The 15977-nt window shown below is 34.1% G+C and carries 17 protein-coding genes; 2 read left to right on the top strand and 15 right to left on the bottom strand.

Annotated features, from left to right (window positions below; translation table 11 throughout):
* Positions 1–123: 123 nt before the first annotated feature.
* On the top strand, positions 124–1164 hold the full coding sequence (locus ACIQXW_RS08620) for a beta-propeller fold lactonase family protein (RefSeq protein ID WP_402761189.1): 1041 nt from the start codon (positions 124–126) through the stop codon (positions 1162–1164).
* Positions 1165–1283: 119 nt separating this feature from the next.
* Here the strand turns inward: ACIQXW_RS08620 and ACIQXW_RS08625 are convergent, their stop codons facing one another.
* The 14 genes from ACIQXW_RS08625 to ACIQXW_RS08690 all read right to left on the bottom strand — a co-directional run bounded on the left by ACIQXW_RS08625 (position 1284) and on the right by ACIQXW_RS08690 (position 14251).
* A complete protein-coding gene (locus tag ACIQXW_RS08625) occupies positions 1284–1916 on the bottom strand; it encodes a hypothetical protein (protein ID WP_340824193.1) in 633 nt (210 codons plus the stop codon).
* 87 nt (positions 1917–2003) lie between these two features.
* Positions 2004–2366 carry a DUF6713 family protein gene (locus ACIQXW_RS08630; RefSeq protein WP_402761192.1) on the bottom strand — a complete coding sequence of 121 codons (363 nt, stop codon included), beginning with the start codon at positions 2364–2366 and terminating at the stop codon, positions 2004–2006.
* A gap of 209 nt (positions 2367–2575) precedes the next feature.
* Positions 2576–3289, bottom strand: a complete 714-nt coding sequence (locus tag ACIQXW_RS08635; RefSeq protein ID WP_402761195.1) for a hypothetical protein — start codon at positions 3287–3289, stop codon at positions 2576–2578.
* A gap of 31 nt (positions 3290–3320) precedes the next feature.
* Positions 3321–4508, bottom strand: a complete 1188-nt coding sequence (locus ACIQXW_RS08640; RefSeq protein ID WP_402761198.1) for a Zn-dependent hydrolase — start codon at positions 4506–4508, stop codon at positions 3321–3323.
* 204 nt (positions 4509–4712) lie between these two features.
* Positions 4713–5483 (bottom strand): amino acid ABC transporter ATP-binding protein, encoded by a 771-nt coding sequence (locus ACIQXW_RS08645; RefSeq protein WP_401017098.1) that lies wholly within the window; start codon positions 5481–5483, stop codon positions 4713–4715.
* 138 nt (positions 5484–5621) lie between these two features.
* On the bottom strand, positions 5622–6152 hold the full coding sequence (locus ACIQXW_RS08650; RefSeq protein ID WP_402761201.1) for an amino acid ABC transporter permease: 531 nt from the start codon (positions 6150–6152) through the stop codon (positions 5622–5624).
* Positions 6153–6198: 46 nt separating this feature from the next.
* Entirely contained in the window at positions 6199–6990 is a 792-nt protein-coding gene (locus tag ACIQXW_RS08655) for a substrate-binding periplasmic protein (RefSeq protein ID WP_402761204.1), read from the bottom strand.
* A 19-nt stretch (positions 6991–7009) separates the two neighbouring features.
* Positions 7010–8188 carry a M20 family metallo-hydrolase gene (locus ACIQXW_RS08660; protein WP_402761207.1) on the bottom strand — a complete coding sequence of 393 codons (1179 nt, stop codon included), beginning with the start codon at positions 8186–8188 and terminating at the stop codon, positions 7010–7012.
* Complete coding sequence (locus tag ACIQXW_RS08665; protein WP_402761210.1) at positions 8170–9516, bottom strand: MmgE/PrpD family protein; 1347 nt, start codon at positions 9514–9516, stop codon at positions 8170–8172. Before ACIQXW_RS08665 ends, ACIQXW_RS08660 begins: the two co-directional genes overlap by 19 nt.
* A 13-nt stretch (positions 9517–9529) precedes the next feature.
* Entirely contained in the window at positions 9530–10894 is a 1365-nt protein-coding gene (locus tag ACIQXW_RS08670) for a dihydroorotase (RefSeq protein WP_402761213.1), read from the bottom strand.
* Positions 10895–10914: 20 nt separating this feature from the next.
* Positions 10915–11646, bottom strand: coding sequence for an IclR family transcriptional regulator (locus ACIQXW_RS08675; protein ID WP_402761216.1), 732 nt, complete (start codon positions 11644–11646; stop codon positions 10915–10917).
* 432 nt (positions 11647–12078) lie between these two features.
* Complete coding sequence (locus ACIQXW_RS08680; RefSeq protein ID WP_402761219.1) at positions 12079–12639, bottom strand: GNAT family N-acetyltransferase; 561 nt, start codon at positions 12637–12639, stop codon at positions 12079–12081.
* Positions 12640–12850: 211 nt separating this feature from the next.
* Positions 12851–13594 carry an amidohydrolase family protein gene (locus ACIQXW_RS08685; protein ID WP_402761222.1) on the bottom strand — a complete coding sequence of 248 codons (744 nt, stop codon included), beginning with the start codon at positions 13592–13594 and terminating at the stop codon, positions 12851–12853.
* Between the two features lie 210 nt (positions 13595–13804).
* Positions 13805–14251: an NUDIX hydrolase gene (locus ACIQXW_RS08690; RefSeq protein ID WP_402761225.1), complete on the bottom strand. Its 447-nt coding sequence runs from the start codon at positions 14249–14251 to the stop codon at positions 13805–13807.
* Between the two features lie 315 nt (positions 14252–14566).
* Between ACIQXW_RS08690 and ACIQXW_RS08695 the strand changes: the two genes are divergently transcribed.
* Positions 14567–15211, top strand: coding sequence for a pentapeptide repeat-containing protein (locus tag ACIQXW_RS08695; RefSeq protein WP_401017115.1), 645 nt, complete (start codon positions 14567–14569; stop codon positions 15209–15211).
* Between the two features lie 144 nt (positions 15212–15355).
* On the opposite strand, the gene ACIQXW_RS08700 is transcribed toward ACIQXW_RS08695, so the two are convergent.
* Positions 15356–15685: a hypothetical protein gene (locus ACIQXW_RS08700; protein WP_402761228.1), complete on the bottom strand. Its 330-nt coding sequence runs from the start codon at positions 15683–15685 to the stop codon at positions 15356–15358.
* Between the last annotated feature and the right edge of the window lie 292 nt (positions 15686–15977).

Below are 15977 nucleotides of genomic sequence, written 5' to 3' on the forward strand. Positions count from 1 at the left end.
ATTTTAGAAACATAAGTAAATAAAGACTTTCCACATATAAGAAATATTTTGTATAGGACAACATACAAAGGATATAGTTTAGTGTACATATTCTAACCATATACGATTAGAAGGAGGTTCAGTGTGGAAAAAGAACCTAATAATTTTAAAAAGTTCAAGTTTAAAACAAATCCTAGTTGTCATTGTCACTGCTGCGGTTTTTGTTGTAATTGTAGTTGTAAACCACCATATTTACCTGTACAACCAAGCTGTAACTATCTCGTATATGTTACAGACGCTGGTCAATTAGAAACTCCCGATAATAGAGTGTCAGTCATCGATACAGCAACTAATACTATTGTCGCTTCCATTCCAGTAGGAAGTGCTCCTCTCGAAGTCGCGATTTCACCAAATGGCGAATTTGGTTATGTTCCTGCACTCTTCTCAAATAATGTAACAGTTTTTGATACTGCAACAAATATGGTAGTTGCTACTATTCCGGTTGGAGTTAATCCGCTTGGTGTGGCGATTTCACCAAATGGAGCACTTGCATATGTATCCAATCACGGATCAAACACTGTATCTGTCATAAATACAGCGACTAATACTGTAACAGCGACGATTCCAGTAGGGCTTCAACCTCAAGGTATTGCGTTCACGCCAAATGGGGCTTTTGCCTACGTAGCAGATGAAAATTCGAATGCAGTTTCAGTTATTAATACCACTACAAATACTGTAGTTGCTACAATACCTGTTGGAATTCGCCCTAGATCAATCGTTTTCACACCTAATGGTCAATTTGCTTATGTCACAAATGAAAATAGTAGCACTGTTTCAGTAATTAATGCCGTGACTAATACTGTAGTTGATACAATCCCTGTTGGAACAGGGCCTGTTGGAACAGCAATAACTCCTGATGGCACACTTATTTACATTGTAAATAAAGGTATTAATACTGTATCAGTCATAAGTACCGCTACAAATCTAGTCATTGCAACAATCCCTGTTGGTTTATCTCCAGACCAAGTCACAATCTTGCCAGATGGAAAATTTGCTTATGTTACAAATCAGGCTGACAATACCGTGTCAGTAATAGATATTGCAACAAATACGGTAGTTGATACAATACCAGGATTTAATGGACCTACTGGCATAAAAACAGGAACCATTTGTAATTCAAACTAAACTGTCCTTTTCTACAGTAATTAGAAAAGCATTTAGTTTAACAAAATAAAACCAGAATAATTCTACAAACGTAGCATTTATTCTGGTTTATATTTGGAGTGTTGTTCTTTACCAATATATTAATTTTTCTCGTTTAAATCATCTGGATAAACAATTGTATTAATCACTTCACCATTCGATTCATCTTTGAAAATGACTGTCACCTTATATTTTTCTGGATCTACTCCATTAAATAACTGATAATACATACCTGTAATTGCGAGTCCGAAAGAAGCAATTGTATCAAGGCTATTTTCAAATTCTTCTTTGTTGACTGACAATGTAAATTCTGAAAATGTTTTATTATAACTTACATCTTTAATAGAGGTAAAATCTTCACTCGTTTTAATTTCCTCTACTGATTTAATAATCCCTTCTTCTAATTCCTTCATCATTTTTTTATGCTCTGCTTTAGACATTTTATAAGTAATAGAACCATCTTCATTTTTTATAACTTCCTTGATTCCATCATTTTTCGCTTCAGCTATAACTTTTTCAATATCTTGACCTTCAAAAAAAGTGCCTGGTATTGTTACTTCAACATTTAAAACCCCTTTATCAACTTTTAGTGGCTCTCCATCCGCTGTATTTTCAGTTGAGTTTACAGCAGCAACTTCTTTTTCAGCTCCACCCTCTTTTTCCTTATCTTGACTACATGCTGTTAGAAGCATACCTAGCAATAATAAAAATGGTACTATTAATTTTTTCTTCAATTTTCATTCCTCCTTTACATAAATATACATAAATTGGAGATGCACGACCAGATAAAAAAGCCACATCTTATTAGATATGACTTAAATCTAAATTAAAAATAATAAATGAATTACAGAAAGAATCCCCATAAAATAAATAATCGATCTTGAAAACGAATTTTTAAAGTCGTTTCGAGGGTGCCGTTCAAAAAATAAGTGCAAAATTCCATGAATGATAAAGAATGCATCAAGGACCCAAAAAGTAATTGTTTGATACTCACTGAAAAGTAAGGAAAGGATAATTACGTAAAGAAATAGGTGAATCAATGTAAATACTTTATAAGCCTTAGCATCTTCCATATCTTTTAGTACAATAAACAATCGCCATTCAGAGCGCCTTATCGCATCCATTTCATGCAAAAAAAATAAAGAAAGGTTAAATAAAAAAAGGACAAGCATTAAATCAGGCATATAAAACCTCCTATATCTTTATATACCTAATGTTACTATAAAGATTTGTTCTAAATACGAAGTAAAACTACCCAAATATGTCCATATAAAGTCGCAGAATAATTGGATAATTAAATTACCCACTCTATGATATTACCGACTTAAGGTGCTGGTTGGAGTCGCTCTTTATAAATGGATAGCTACTTATCCCATTGCTACATCATCGGACTTCATTGAGGTTTCCATTGAATAAGCTGATTCATATTATGATTTTTCGACCATGCTAAAAAATCAGTGACATTGCTCACTCCATAATCTAATACAGCTTGATAAATAAAAATTGATGAATAATTTAAATTATCTTCTAGTAAAGCTTCTTTAATTTCTAGAATCGCTTTTCTAGTTGATTCGGATAAGGCTTTTTTCATTAAAGGCACTAAATCTCTAGAGAGAGCGCCTTGACGGTCATTTGAAAAAAGCCACATATCTATATACCACTCTTCTTCATTATCAAGATAAATGATTTTAAAGTAAAAGCCTTTAAAGTCTGATTCAATATAATTTTTATATTTTAGTTCCAAAACGTTTTTATTATTAATCAGTGAAACTAATTCTTTCATAATTTTGTCTGGATTAATTTCTTCACTAAATGTTTCTATATCAATATCATGTGACACTATTAAATCGTAAGCTGTTGCCCCCACCAAAAAACAGTTCCCCACAGTACTCCATTTTTGAATTAATTGTAATTCATCCAAAATTCGTATAGCCTTTACTTTTCTTTTATTTGCTCTTTCTATACTATTCACGTCAATCACATCATTTCCAAATTTATGTATTACGATAGAATATAATATTGGAACGTAAAATGCAAATAATCTATAAAAGGAAAAATGTTGTAGAGAACAAAATATTACCTCATCGGCAATCCTTACAACTTGCACTTCGTTATAACCATCTCGTACTGTTGTGTCATTATACAATTTGTTTTCTTACAAAATGCAAAGCTATAGTAAAAGCATATTCTATATCATCTAAGTTTGACCATTCATCAGGATGGTGACTTATACCATCTTGACTCCTAATAAATAGCATCGTGGCTTGAACTTTTTGAGCAAGTACAAGTGCATCATGTGCTGCACCACTCAATAAATTCATTACAGGTATGTTTAAATCCTCACAAATCGCATGTAGTTGGTTACATAAATTAGCATTCATCTGCGCACCGTTAGTTATAACAGGGTTATTCATTTCAATCTCTATTTGGTGCGTTTTGGCGATCTCTTGTGCTGTTTTTTGCAATATCACAACTAATTGTTTAAGCCTTTCAGTTTGCGCAAGACGTATATCAATAAATACTTGTACTTCCTCAGGAATCACATTTGTTGCATTTGGTACTATTAATGTTCTTCCTGCTGTTGCAACAGCATGTTGATCAAATGAGCGTGTTAAATGATTTACTTTTAAAATCCATTCACTCGCAGCTAATATTGGGTCTTTACGCAGAAACATAGGTGTTGTTCCTGCATGATCTGCTTTTCCTTTAAATGTAACTTGCAAATTCGTTAGTGCGACAATAGATTCCACAATGCCAACTGCTAGATTATGATGTTCCAGAACCTTCCCTTGCTCGATATGTACTTCAAAAAAATCTTTAGGCAAAGCTATCATATGTTTACCTTGTTCAGCAGCTGCTAAAAAATAGTTGCTCCCAGTTAAACCTTCTCCAGATACAACACCTTCCTCATCGCTAAAGTTACTAATTACTAAAGATCTTCTTGGTTGGATATGATGTTGCTGTAAAAAATGAATCACCTCTAATCCTATAATGACACCAAGTGCACCATCAAAATGCCCTCCGTTCGGTACAGTATCTGTATGCGATCCCATCATAAAGACTGGTAGTTCAGGATTTTCCCCATGCCATATACCAAATTGATTCCCTTGCTCATCTGTGAAAAACTCTAAATCAATTTGCTCCATCCATTCTTTTATAAGAAAGCGTCCTTTTTCATCTTCTAGGGAATGTGCAACTCGGTTTGACCCTCCGTTTTTAGTCATACCAATTTGGCCTAGCATATGTAAACGCTCTGCTATTCTTCTCATATTTAGAGGATATTGATTATTTGTATAGTCTTGTAATAATTTTGTTTGAATATCCATTTCTTTTCCTCTCTTCTACATTACAGATTCACCAATCAAACCTTGAGATTAATTTCTGTATCGGGATATATGCTTCCTATAGAACATCCATCCTGTACTGCATCATCCTTTTAATTTAGATATGCCCTAACGAAATTTCAACTCTTACTTTTGGTGATAAACAGGAAATAGGGAGGAATAAAATGTCTACTCCTCCTTAAGAAATTATATAGTTGGATGCATGCTGTTTAAAAACTGTGTAATACGGGGGTTTGCTTTCTCTCCAAAAATTTGGTCTGGCGTCCCGACTTCTACAATTGCACCTTGTTCCATAAATACAACACGATCTGATACTTTGCGTGCAAATTCCATTTCATGGGTTACAATAATCATCGTCATCCCACTCTCTGCAAGGCTTTTCATAATTTGCAAAACCTCATTCACCATTTCTGGGTCAAGTGCAGATGTAGCTTCATCAAATAACATTACATGTGGATCCATTGCTAACGCTCGTGCAATTGCAATGCGTTGTTGTTGGCCACCCGATAAATCACTAGGGTGATCGTCACGTTTATCTGCTAGTCCAACTCGCTCTAAAAGCTTTTCAGCAATTTTAATAGCTTCTTCACGTTTTATTTTCTTTACTTGTATTGGACCTTCAATTATATTTTCAAGCACTGTTTTATGCTTCCACAAATTAAAGTGTTGGAAAACCATACCTATGTTTTCACGTACTTTACTCATTTTTATTTTAGACCCTAATGTTAGTTGACTTGAACGATTCACTTTATACTTAATTGGCTGATTCTCAAATTTAACAACACCTTCAGAAGGTACTTCTAGAAAATTTACACAACGTAGTAGAGTGGACTTCCCCGAACCACTTGGACCAATTAAAGAAATAACTTCACCTTGATTAATCGATAAATTAATATTTTTGAGAGCATGCTTATCTCCAAAATATTTATTAATATTATTTAATTCTAATATTTCCATGGGCTACCTCCTTACTTATTGTTATTTGCTACTTTTAATTTTTTCTCTGTCCATGATTGTAGTAGCATTAATGAGCTTGTCATAACTAAGTATAATATTGCTGCCACACCTAATGTTTCATATGGAAGGTATGTACTACTATACTGTGTTTGAGCATTTAACATTAAATCTGGTAACTGTAATCACCGAAATTTGCGCTGATTCCTTTAATAAAACAACAGAGTTATTGATATATGGTGGAATAATTAGACGCACCATTTGAGGTATTTTAATTCGAAACATAATTTGAACAGGCGTCATCCCAATTGCTTCGGCCGCTTCAACCTGACCTTTGTTAATAGCCATCATACCTGAACGAATAATTTCTGCCTTATATGCGGCAGAGTTTAATGACATTGCTAACAATGCTGCGGAAAATGCACTTAACTTTATATCAAACGGAGTTGCATAGTAGAATAAGAATAAAATTATTAATAGTGGCAAACCCCTAAATAGCCAAATATATACAGATGCAATATACTTTAATATACGGATATTTGACATCTTACATAGGCACAAAATAAAGCCTAAAACTGTTCCTAGAATAATTGCTAGAATAGAGACCTTCAATGTAACCCATGCACCTTCTAAAAAGTACGGCATGGCATTTGAAATTACATCAAAATTCATCTATATCACATCCCTCTTTATTAAATTCATCTCGTAATCTTGTTAATTACTGAAAGGTTTGACTAAAATATTTCATAGCTAGATCATCAAATGTACCATCCTCTTTTTTCTTTTGAATCACCTTATTAATAGCTTCCAATAAATCTTCCGAATCTTTAGCAATCGCTACTGCAATGTCTTTTTCATCAAAAGGTTGACCGATTATTTCAATTTCACTACCTGTCGTAGAATTATTTATATACTCTGCTGCTGCTGGTAGACCAATTGCTACAAAGTCAACACGGCCTGCGATTAAATCAGCAAAGCTCTCTGCAGCACCTGGATATGTTTTTAAATCTTTATAACCACCAATTTTTTTAACAACTTCCTCAAAAGCAGAACCTGCATTTACCCCAACAATTTTGCCTTTCATATCCTCAATGCCACTGACTCCCGTAGTTCCTTTTTTCACTACCGCTACTGCTCCATCCTTTGCATAAAATTCAGAGAAATCAACTGATTTTTTTCGTTCTTCAGTTGCATTCGCGCCTGATAATACAACATCGAATTTACCTGCTACTAAACCCGGTATTAATCCAGAAAATTGTCCGGTTACAAATTCTAGCTCTAGTCCCAATTCATCTGCAATAATTGTCGCCCATTCAATATCATAACCTGTTAGTTTATTGCTTTTATCCATGTATGAAAATGGTCGGTAATTCCCTGTTGTTCCAACAACTAATTTGCCAGCTTTCTCTACACGCTCTAAAGCCGTTTGTGTTGAAGCTTCCTGTTTGTCCCCACATGCCCCTAACACAAATGTAGCGACTGCCAAAATTACTAAAAACCATTTTTTCATAAATCCAACCCCTATTGTTTTATTTTGATAAAAATACTAGCGTTTTAAGTAAAATATTTGTTCCGATTTCTATATCCTCCCATGATGAATACTCATCAGGGTGATGGCTTATACCGTCCTTACTCGGGATAAAAAATAGGCCAGCTTTCGATAATGTAGCCATCGATTTCGTATCATGATTTGCACCACTTAACATTTGCGTATAACTTACTTCATTTTCTTCACATACATTCGTAATCGCTTGTTGAATACTTGCATCCAAAGCATTTGGATATTTGACTACATCTCTTCGTAATGATGCGTCAATATGCTGTTTACACCAGTTTAAAATCATATTTTCTACCGACTCTATCTCTTCCCAAAGATCCCCACGAATTTCAATCATACATTCAACAGTACCTGGGACGACACTAGCTAAATTTGGGAAAACATTGAATTCACCAACTGTTGCGACTAAATTACTTTCTTGCGTTTTGGCCACATTATTTACAAATTGAACTAAAGATGCTGCCTGAAGTAATGCATCATTTCGACGATGCATAGGTGTTGTCCCTGCGTGACGGGCATCTCCCTTAATATGAACAAAAATTCTCAATATGCCAGCAATCGCCGTGGCTACACCAATTTTTGTCCCTTTTTCTTCAAGAACAAAACCTTGCTCGATATGAAGTTCAAGAAATGCTTCAAACTCACTTTGAGAACGAACTGCCTTCTCACATTGTGCACGTGTCAAATTTACTATTTTCAATTTTTCATCTGTATAACTCTCATCTAACATGCCCGCTAAAGCGCGACTGCCAAATGTGCCGCCTAATGGGTTGGCCTCTTCCGCTACAAAAGCAATTAGTTCTAATGGTTTAGTTGGTTTATAACCGTTTTCAACGAATGTCTGCAAACATTCTAGCCCCGCTAATACGCCTAATGCCCCATCGTATAAGCCACCATTTCTTACAGTATCTAAATGGGACCCAAAACTAATGGAAGGCAGGTTGTTAGCTCCTAACTTCCCAAAAACATTACCAACAGCATCTTCTTTTACGCTTACTTGAATTGCATTTAGCTTCCGCTTTAGCCACTCTAAAGCACCTTTTTCCTCAAGTGAAAAAGCAAGTCGATTAAACCCCGCCTCTCCCGTATTGAAGTGAGTTGCCAGTTCTTCAAAGTTTTCTTGTAAGCGCTTTAAATTAATTTGATACATTCCCTCACCTCACTTACTTGTGCGATATAGTCTCTAAATCTGAATTTTTCAAGTTGTTGTACTGTATCCACAAATTTTTGTACATTCGACAGACTATTATTTTCAAATAATTCAGTATATTTAAGTTGCAATTCTAACTTCGGAAGTTGTTCTTTAAAATTCCCCTTACCATCTAAAGCTGTTTCCTCGATTACATGATTATCCGCAAGCGTAATTTTTATCTTTGAAGGGCGACTCGTTGGTAACATCCCTGTAAGTTCTACATCTTCAGTGACTTCTATTTTTTCTATTAAAGCACGGACTTCATCATCTACATTTACTTGATAATGCGTATATAAGCTTTTATTCAGAAGCACCGCCGCAACCGCATAAGGTATAGAAAATTTGGATGCTAATACTGTTTCGGGATCTTTATTTGTTAAACGTGCAGCTAGTGAGTATGTTGATACTTCTACTTTTGTAATTGCTGCTGTGCTAGAACTCAGTTGCTCCAAACAACCCCTTGCCGCATCAATTGCTGAATGTGTAAATCGACAAGTTGGATATAATTTAAAATAGTTTTGATCAATAAGATATGGTTCATCTTCTTTTTGATTAAATAACGAATAGTCTATTGATACTGGTAATAAATGTCCCCAAACATGATCCACTACACTTAAATGGCTTGAAAAACCAGCTTTCATAAAGCCTAGCATTTGATATGAAATTTGATTGGCTAAACCAACATATAAATTTCGAGCTGTTCGACCTTGTATTGCGGCCTGCCATGAAGTAACTAATGGAAACGTTGCTGCTAACTTGGCCACTTCTATAATTTCATCATCTGTAAATCCTTTTAATATAGCTGCAGCAACAGCACCTCCAACAATACCCCATGTGCCATGTGGATGTGCGTTGTCATCTAGCTTACTCGCGTTTCCTAAGCGCGCACTTATTTCATAACCTATCATAAAAGCACGTAACACATCTTTACCTAAATTATTTTCTTCATAAGCAGCGACATATAGTGGGCCAAATATATGGGCTGCAGGATGACCTTTTGCAAATTGGTTTCCCTCATCTAGTTCAAAGCTAACAATAGCTGTTCCTGTTAGAACTAAAAAATCATGTGGCTGTCTGGCTAGTGCCTGCCCAACTAAAGGAATATTTCCTTCGGGCTGCTCTATTATCAGCTGTGACACTTCTGTAGCAGCTTGCATGCCATAAGCCGCTACCATAAAAGTGTCTAAATAGATCCATTCAACACGCTCTTTAGTTTTTGCAGGTAACATGTCCCAATCAACTTGTAATAAACGCTTTAATGCATCTTCAAAATGTTGAATTGACATCCCTACACCTCAATTATTGTTTAAATGCCTTACCTGGAACAAATGCGCCGAATCCTGGCTCTTTTGTCACTTTCTCGCCATCATAAACGGTTTCGCCACGAACAATCGTATGCACAACTTTTCCGTTTACCTTTTGTCCATGGAATGGTGAAATTTTCGAATAAGAATGGAATTGATTTTCGTCTATTGTCCAAACAACTTCCGGATCAATAATTGCAAAATCTGCATCAAATCCTTCTGCAATACGCCCTTTATTTGGTATGCCATAAATATCTGCAGGATTTTGAGCCATTGCTTTTGCAAAATGCACAGGTGAAAATCCTTTGTCTACTACCATACTTTCAAACATTAATGAACCCATAATATCTAAACCAGGCATACCGGATGCAGCTAGGAAAATATTATCTTTTCCTTTTTCTTTATGTGCCCATGACCAAGGTGCGTGATCCGATGTAACAAAATCAAGATCATTTGTTTTTAGTTTCTCCCATAAGCCATCCACATCTTCTTGATAGCGTAATGGTGGATTATTTTTTGCTTTCGGACCATATTTATCTAAATCATCACAGTTTAATAGTAAGTAAGTGTAACAAGTTTCTGATGTTACTTTCGTACCTTGCTCTTTAAACAGTTTGATTAATTCCAACGTACGTGGGTGACTTACATGAACAATATGAAGCTTTGAATCTGTCCAATGGGCGAACTCCATAAGTTTTAATACAGCAGACGTTTCTGTATAAGGTGGACGAGTCTCCATATGTGCTTTTGGGTATACCTTCCCAGCCTTTTGATAGTCTTCAATCAGATCAGCAATGATTTCATCGTTTTCTGCATGGAACGCCGCGACTAAATCATATTCCCGAAGTTGTTCCATCGCTTTCATAATTTCGTAGTCTGGTATACGTGGAAAGCGATAGGCATCTGTCTCAAATGTAGACATTTTAAATGCTACTGCCCCAGCTTCTGCTAATGGCTTAATTTGTTCTATACCGTCATATTTCGAAATTGTACCCCATAAACAAATATCTACGATTGATTGCTCATTTAAGCGCTCAACTTTTTCCTTAAATATGTCTACATTGTTAATAGGATTTGGTAAATCATATGGCATATCAAGGAATGTGGTAACCCCTCCTGCCGCTGCCGCTGCGCTTGTTACTTCAAAACCTTCATCCGGGTTACTAAAGCAATGTACATGAGCATCAATTAAACCTGGAAAAACATATTTTCCTTGCGCATTTACTATAGTAGTTGCTTGAAGGTTTCCGATACCCTCCGAGATTACTACGATTTTCCCATTTTGAACGCCGATTTCTCCTTCTACTACCTGCTCAGGTAAAACTAATTGACCTTGAATAACTACTTCAAATTGATTCATTTTCCCATCCCCTTTGTGTACTAAAAATAATGTTGAATTTCTTCTTTTGCATTCAATAGTTGTTCAATTATTTTTTGCTCATCAGCTTCCTTCATTCGTTCTGAAGGTCCAGCTATACTTAAAGCTGCGATTAAATTGTTATCCATATCATGAATTGGTACCCCATATGCGATTACCCCTTCATCTACTTCAGAATCAGAATACGAATACCCTTTCTCTCTAGTAATCTGAATATCTTCCTGAATTTCTTTGACAGAGGTTATAGTTGTTTCTGTATATTTATGTAGCAATCCTCGCTTGTTTAATTGCTCTAATGTATCTTCCGGCATATAAGCCAGTAATGTTTTTGTAGAAGCACCTGCATGTAGAGGCAGTATCTTCCCCTGTTCAGATGCTACTTTTATTGCTTTATCTGGCGTAACAACCTCTAAACAGACTGCCGAGTATTCGGTAGGAATCGTTAAAATAATCGTTTCACCTAATTTGGTAGATAGATTTTTCATAATAGGAAATGCAATGGAGGATAAATTAATATCGCTCTTCACATATTTGGCTAGCTGTAGAAAACGATAGCCTAACTTATAATTTCCTAGACTTGTTTCTACAACAAATCCTTTTTCTTTTAGAATTTTCAAATGCCTATAAACAGAACTTTGTGGGCTGTTTAATAATATTGCTATTTGCTGCACTGATAATTCTCTTGTTTCGTAATTAAATAAATCAATAATTTCTAATGTTTTTTCTGCACTCATAATTACACCTCTTTAAAAATGAGAATTGATTATCATTTATCAATAATTGAATTCTAAATTATCGGAATATTATTTGTCAACGTTTTTTCGAGCAAAAATAAACCTAAGGTAGAAGAAAACACCTCTTTTATACCTTCAAAAAATTTTTACACCTTTTATCAAATCAGCAATACCAGTAGTTTGTAAGTCGCTAATGGTATAGTTCGAAATTTATCAGTAAGAAATTATACGATTACATATTTTTATTGAAAAAAGTTCAAGTGATTTATGCAAAATAGCCGTTTATCTGAAAATCTCCCAGATAAACGGCTACTCATTGTAAGTTTCGATATTAATATAAATTAATTAAAATGATAGCACAAACATATCCATGCTTAAAAAGTATTTCACTGTAAAGATATACTTTGGATTACACATAACTTTATAAAAAAATTATTGATATTCCCTTCTTAATATAGAAAAAATCGCAAGGTCAACATATTTTCCATTCTCAAATTCATGTTGTCTTAGAACACCTTCTTTAGAAAAATTTAATTTTTCTAACAATCTAATTGATGATTGATTTTCTGGTTCAACTTTCGCTTCAATTTTATTAATTTTCATCGTCAAAAAGGCAAAAGAAATAATACAACTTAACGCCTCTTTCATTACGCCCTTCCCCCAATAGCTAGGATGTAAATCATAGCCGATTTCAATACGATTATGTTCTTTTTCATAATTCAAAAACCCACAAGTACCAATTACTTTTTTAGTTTCCACATCTTCAATTACCCATCTAAAACCAGTCTGTTCTCTTAAAATCGTATCGTACCAATTCAACTCATCCTTCGCATCATCAATAGACTTAAATGGTGTTAGCGGAGTATATCTAGTCACTTGCTCATCTGAATACAAATCAAAAAGATCATGACAATCATTTTCTAGCGCTTGGCGTAAAATAAACCGTTCTGTTTCAAACATTGGAAAGTTAGTAAAGTTAAAATTGGAATTCATAATCATCACCCTTTTATTGTAAATTAAAGCGCACTCTTCCGATTATCGCAAAATTAAATTTAGAATATTTATAATATCAGCTATTTCAACAAAACAGTCCAACAGCTTGTAAGGAACAAGAAAACACCCTTCGCATTTCCATTTCTTTGCTCAAATTATTGCCAGCAACAGATTGCAAAATAGGTGTTTCATATATGTTATTTAAATTATATTATTTAAAATACCACTCTAACGCATTTTTATATAATATTTGTTCCGCAGCTGCTGGATCAAATAATTGCTGGATCAATTCTATATCAGAATACGCAAAGGGTCTTTTTGCTCGAGTTGAGGGCAAATCTGTACCGAACATTAAAGCATCTGGATTAACAGCATAAATGGATTTCAAAGCATTCTCAACATCAAGACTTACGCGACCAAAACCTGTCGCCTTTACCCGTACACCCTTATCAACAAGCTGTAACAAATGAGGTAACCCTTCCTCGGATAAACCTAAATGATCAATCGTTATAGCCGGTAATGCTTCAATTGTTGGTGCAATTTCTGGCAATTCTTTGGCATCTATATATAATTCACTATGCCAACCAGCTAAATCATAAACACGTCTTGCAAAGTAATCAAGCTTAGTTAAATCTTCGGAGCCGCCACGTTGCACATTAAATCGTAATGCGCGCACACCCTTTTTCTGCAAATCAATAATTTCATCATCAGTCACTGAAAATGGTAATTGTGTTACGCCACAAAAAGTAGGGGTCATTTTCTCTAAAGCATCAATTAAGTAATTTTGATCAAAACCTTGGAAAGAGCCGGATACTATCGCCCCACCTATAATATTATAGGTTGTTGTTTCATTTTGATAATCTTCTACAACATAACTTGGTGGAACATATCCTTGGTTTTCAGTAATAGGGTAATTAAAATCTATAATATGAAAATGTGCATCAAAAATTTTCATCTGTCCGCCTCCTCTCATTTACGTTATCATAGATAAGACATAAATAAAAATACTGATTTATTATTACATTTTTTTCTCAACATTTTTCAAACAACCTTTAATCATTTTTAAAATTTCACATGGTCAAAGTCATACGATTTGATTGATGTATTAAAAATTTCATCAACAACTCTGGTAAAAAATTTTCAAATTATCTTTTTAAATTCCCCACTATAAAAAATGTTTGTTCATAATCAATTGAGCTCTTTCATCAATGTTTGCTGGTAATTCTTTTGATGAGAAGTATTTTAAATCTAAACTTTCCCTATCTGACATTGCTAATTCTCCATAGGGATCTTCTGCAAGATAAACACTAATGATGTTATAAACTTCGTCACCATTCGGATACTTAAAGTAAAGCTCTTGTCCTGATAGCAAATCAAGAAATTTGAAGTTTTTCGCAGTTAAACCCGTTTCCTCAAATAATTCTCGTGCAGCAGTTTCTTCTAGGCTTTCCCCGAGTTCCATTGCACCACCAGGCAATCCCCATTCTTTTGTATCTGAACGAAGTTGTAGTAATACCTCGTTATAGGTGTTTAGAACAATGACAGTGGAACCAACTAATATCAATGGTTTTGTACCTATCAATTTTCTTATTTCTTTTATATATTCAGCCAAAAATCGAACACCACCTTAACATTCATTTATTAAATTTTACGAGCAGTCAATTTAGGTTGGTAATAACCTATATTCACGGGGAAATGCCAATCAACATCTACGAAACCAGTTGCTTTCACTACTTTTTTAATTCTTCGCAACAATGCTCTATATTCCAAACGGAATCATTCAATATAACCCCCTTCATTGTATCTCTTGAACAAATCTAGGATGACAGATTTTCTTGTCCACACAATCACTAAAAAATAAAGTCTTATATAATAATGTATTTTTTATTATTCTATATAAATAATTACATTTGAAAGGTGTGCTATTGTGGCAAAAACATTTAAAATGGAATCACCAAAATTACCTTTAACTTTAGAAAAAGCAAATTTTCAAGATATTTTTTATGAAGAAGATCCGTTCTTATCAAATTGTGTAATCTCTAACACCGTCATTGATAATGAGTGTATTGAAAGACTTATACTTTCAAAAGTTCTCTTTAAAAATGTAAGATTCATAGATGTAACTTTTAGAAAAATTGATTTGACCGATGTCATTTTTGAAAGCTGTGATTTATCGAATGCGAGCTTTAGTGAAGGACTAATTCACAGAGTCAAATTTGAAAACTGTAAATTATTAGGTTTGAATTTAGCAGAAGCTAATGTAGGAAATGTATCTTTTGAAAATTGCATAGCAAATTTATGTGACTTTTCAGATACTCGTTTAAAACAGGTTACTTTTAATAATTCAACTCTACAAGGTGCCAATTATTTCGAATGCAAATTTAATAAGGTCTTGTTTAATCAATGTGATCTTAATGATGTTGATTTTTCTCAAACATCATTAAAAGGAATTGATATTAGCACATGTAGATTTGAAAGGTTAAATGTTACATTGGAAAGTTTGAAAGGTTGTGAAGTATCCTCAGAACAAGCAGTTGGGTTTGCTTCATTGTTAGGCATAAAAGTCGTATAAAATTGCTAAAACCTTGATTAATTAATCCAAGTAGGATTTGAATAGGTAATATGAAAACAACAAACATCATGCCCTTCTTCCGAGTTCAATTACTGCTTGGATTCTCGTCGATGGGTACAACTAACCCTATTACAGGTTTATATATCAGACTTTAATTTTATTTTCCATGTATCGACAGTTAGCACAAAGATAATCTTGATTAATAAAAATAGCACTATACATATTTGACCATGGCATTTGTTCAGAACAGCTATCACATTGATCAATATATTTATCACATAATATACCATTTACTAGAAAGATAGCCCATTGTTCATCTGACAATTTATCAGATCCGTATTTAATCATTAGTATTGCAATTTCCAACACTTCACCATCATCAAATTTGTTTGTTTTAATTAGTTTTTCCAAATAAGAAATAAATGTAGATGGTTCACTTTTTATTCTCACTTTGAGCTCTTCTATTTGCATCATACTTCCCCTTCTGTCATTTTAAAATGAGATTTAAGGAAATTATATAGTAAATTAAAAATCCCTACTAGATATACATGTATAATTTTCCTTAAAAAAATAAATAATGCATAAGCTAAACTTTTCCTACTACAATGTTGCTAAAAAATGGCTTTATGATCCTACAAAGAAAAACTCCCATTTTGCCATCATATAATCAAAATGCGAGTTTTACTATTATTTTGAAGCGCTCAGTCTCTGTAAGTTGATGTAACCTTGTTCTGCTACTAGCAAAGCCATCCCCTAATCTTATATA

The sequence above is a fragment of the Lysinibacillus sp. NPDC097162 genome (assembly GCF_044762185.1).
GTDB lineage: Bacteria > Bacillota > Bacilli > Bacillales_A > Planococcaceae > Lysinibacillus.

Bases quoted from the DNA above. Each gene is read 5' to 3' on its own strand.
- ACIQXW_RS08630 (WP_402761192.1), bottom strand. From the start codon at position 2,366: ATGCCTGATTTAATGCTTGTCCTTTTTTTATTTAACCTTTCTTTATTT.
- ACIQXW_RS08640 (WP_402761198.1), bottom strand. From the start codon at position 4,508: ATGGATATTCAAACAAAATTATTACAAGACTATACAAATAATCAATAT.
- ACIQXW_RS08645 (WP_401017098.1), bottom strand. From the start codon at position 5,483: ATGGAAATATTAGAATTAAATAATATTAATAAATATTTTGGAGATAAG.
- ACIQXW_RS08650 (WP_402761201.1), bottom strand. From the start codon at position 6,152: ATGAATTTTGATGTAATTTCAAATGCCATGCCGTACTTTTTAGAAGGT.
- ACIQXW_RS08655 (WP_402761204.1), bottom strand. From the start codon at position 6,990: ATGAAAAAATGGTTTTTAGTAATTTTGGCAGTCGCTACATTTGTGTTA.
- ACIQXW_RS08660 (WP_402761207.1), bottom strand. From the start codon at position 8,188: ATGTATCAAATTAATTTAAAGCGCTTACAAGAAAACTTTGAAGAACTG.
- ACIQXW_RS08665 (WP_402761210.1), bottom strand. From the start codon at position 9,516: ATGTCAATTCAACATTTTGAAGATGCATTAAAGCGTTTATTACAAGTT.
- ACIQXW_RS08670 (WP_402761213.1), bottom strand. From the start codon at position 10,894: ATGAATCAATTTGAAGTAGTTATTCAAGGTCAATTAGTTTTACCTGAG.
- ACIQXW_RS08675 (WP_402761216.1), bottom strand. From the start codon at position 11,646: ATGAGTGCAGAAAAAACATTAGAAATTATTGATTTATTTAATTACGAA.
- ACIQXW_RS08680 (WP_402761219.1), bottom strand. From the start codon at position 12,639: ATGAATTCCAATTTTAACTTTACTAACTTTCCAATGTTTGAAACAGAA.
- ACIQXW_RS08685 (WP_402761222.1), bottom strand. From the start codon at position 13,594: ATGAAAATTTTTGATGCACATTTTCATATTATAGATTTTAATTACCCT.
- ACIQXW_RS08700 (WP_402761228.1), bottom strand. From the start codon at position 15,685: ATGATGCAAATAGAAGAGCTCAAAGTGAGAATAAAAAGTGAACCATCT.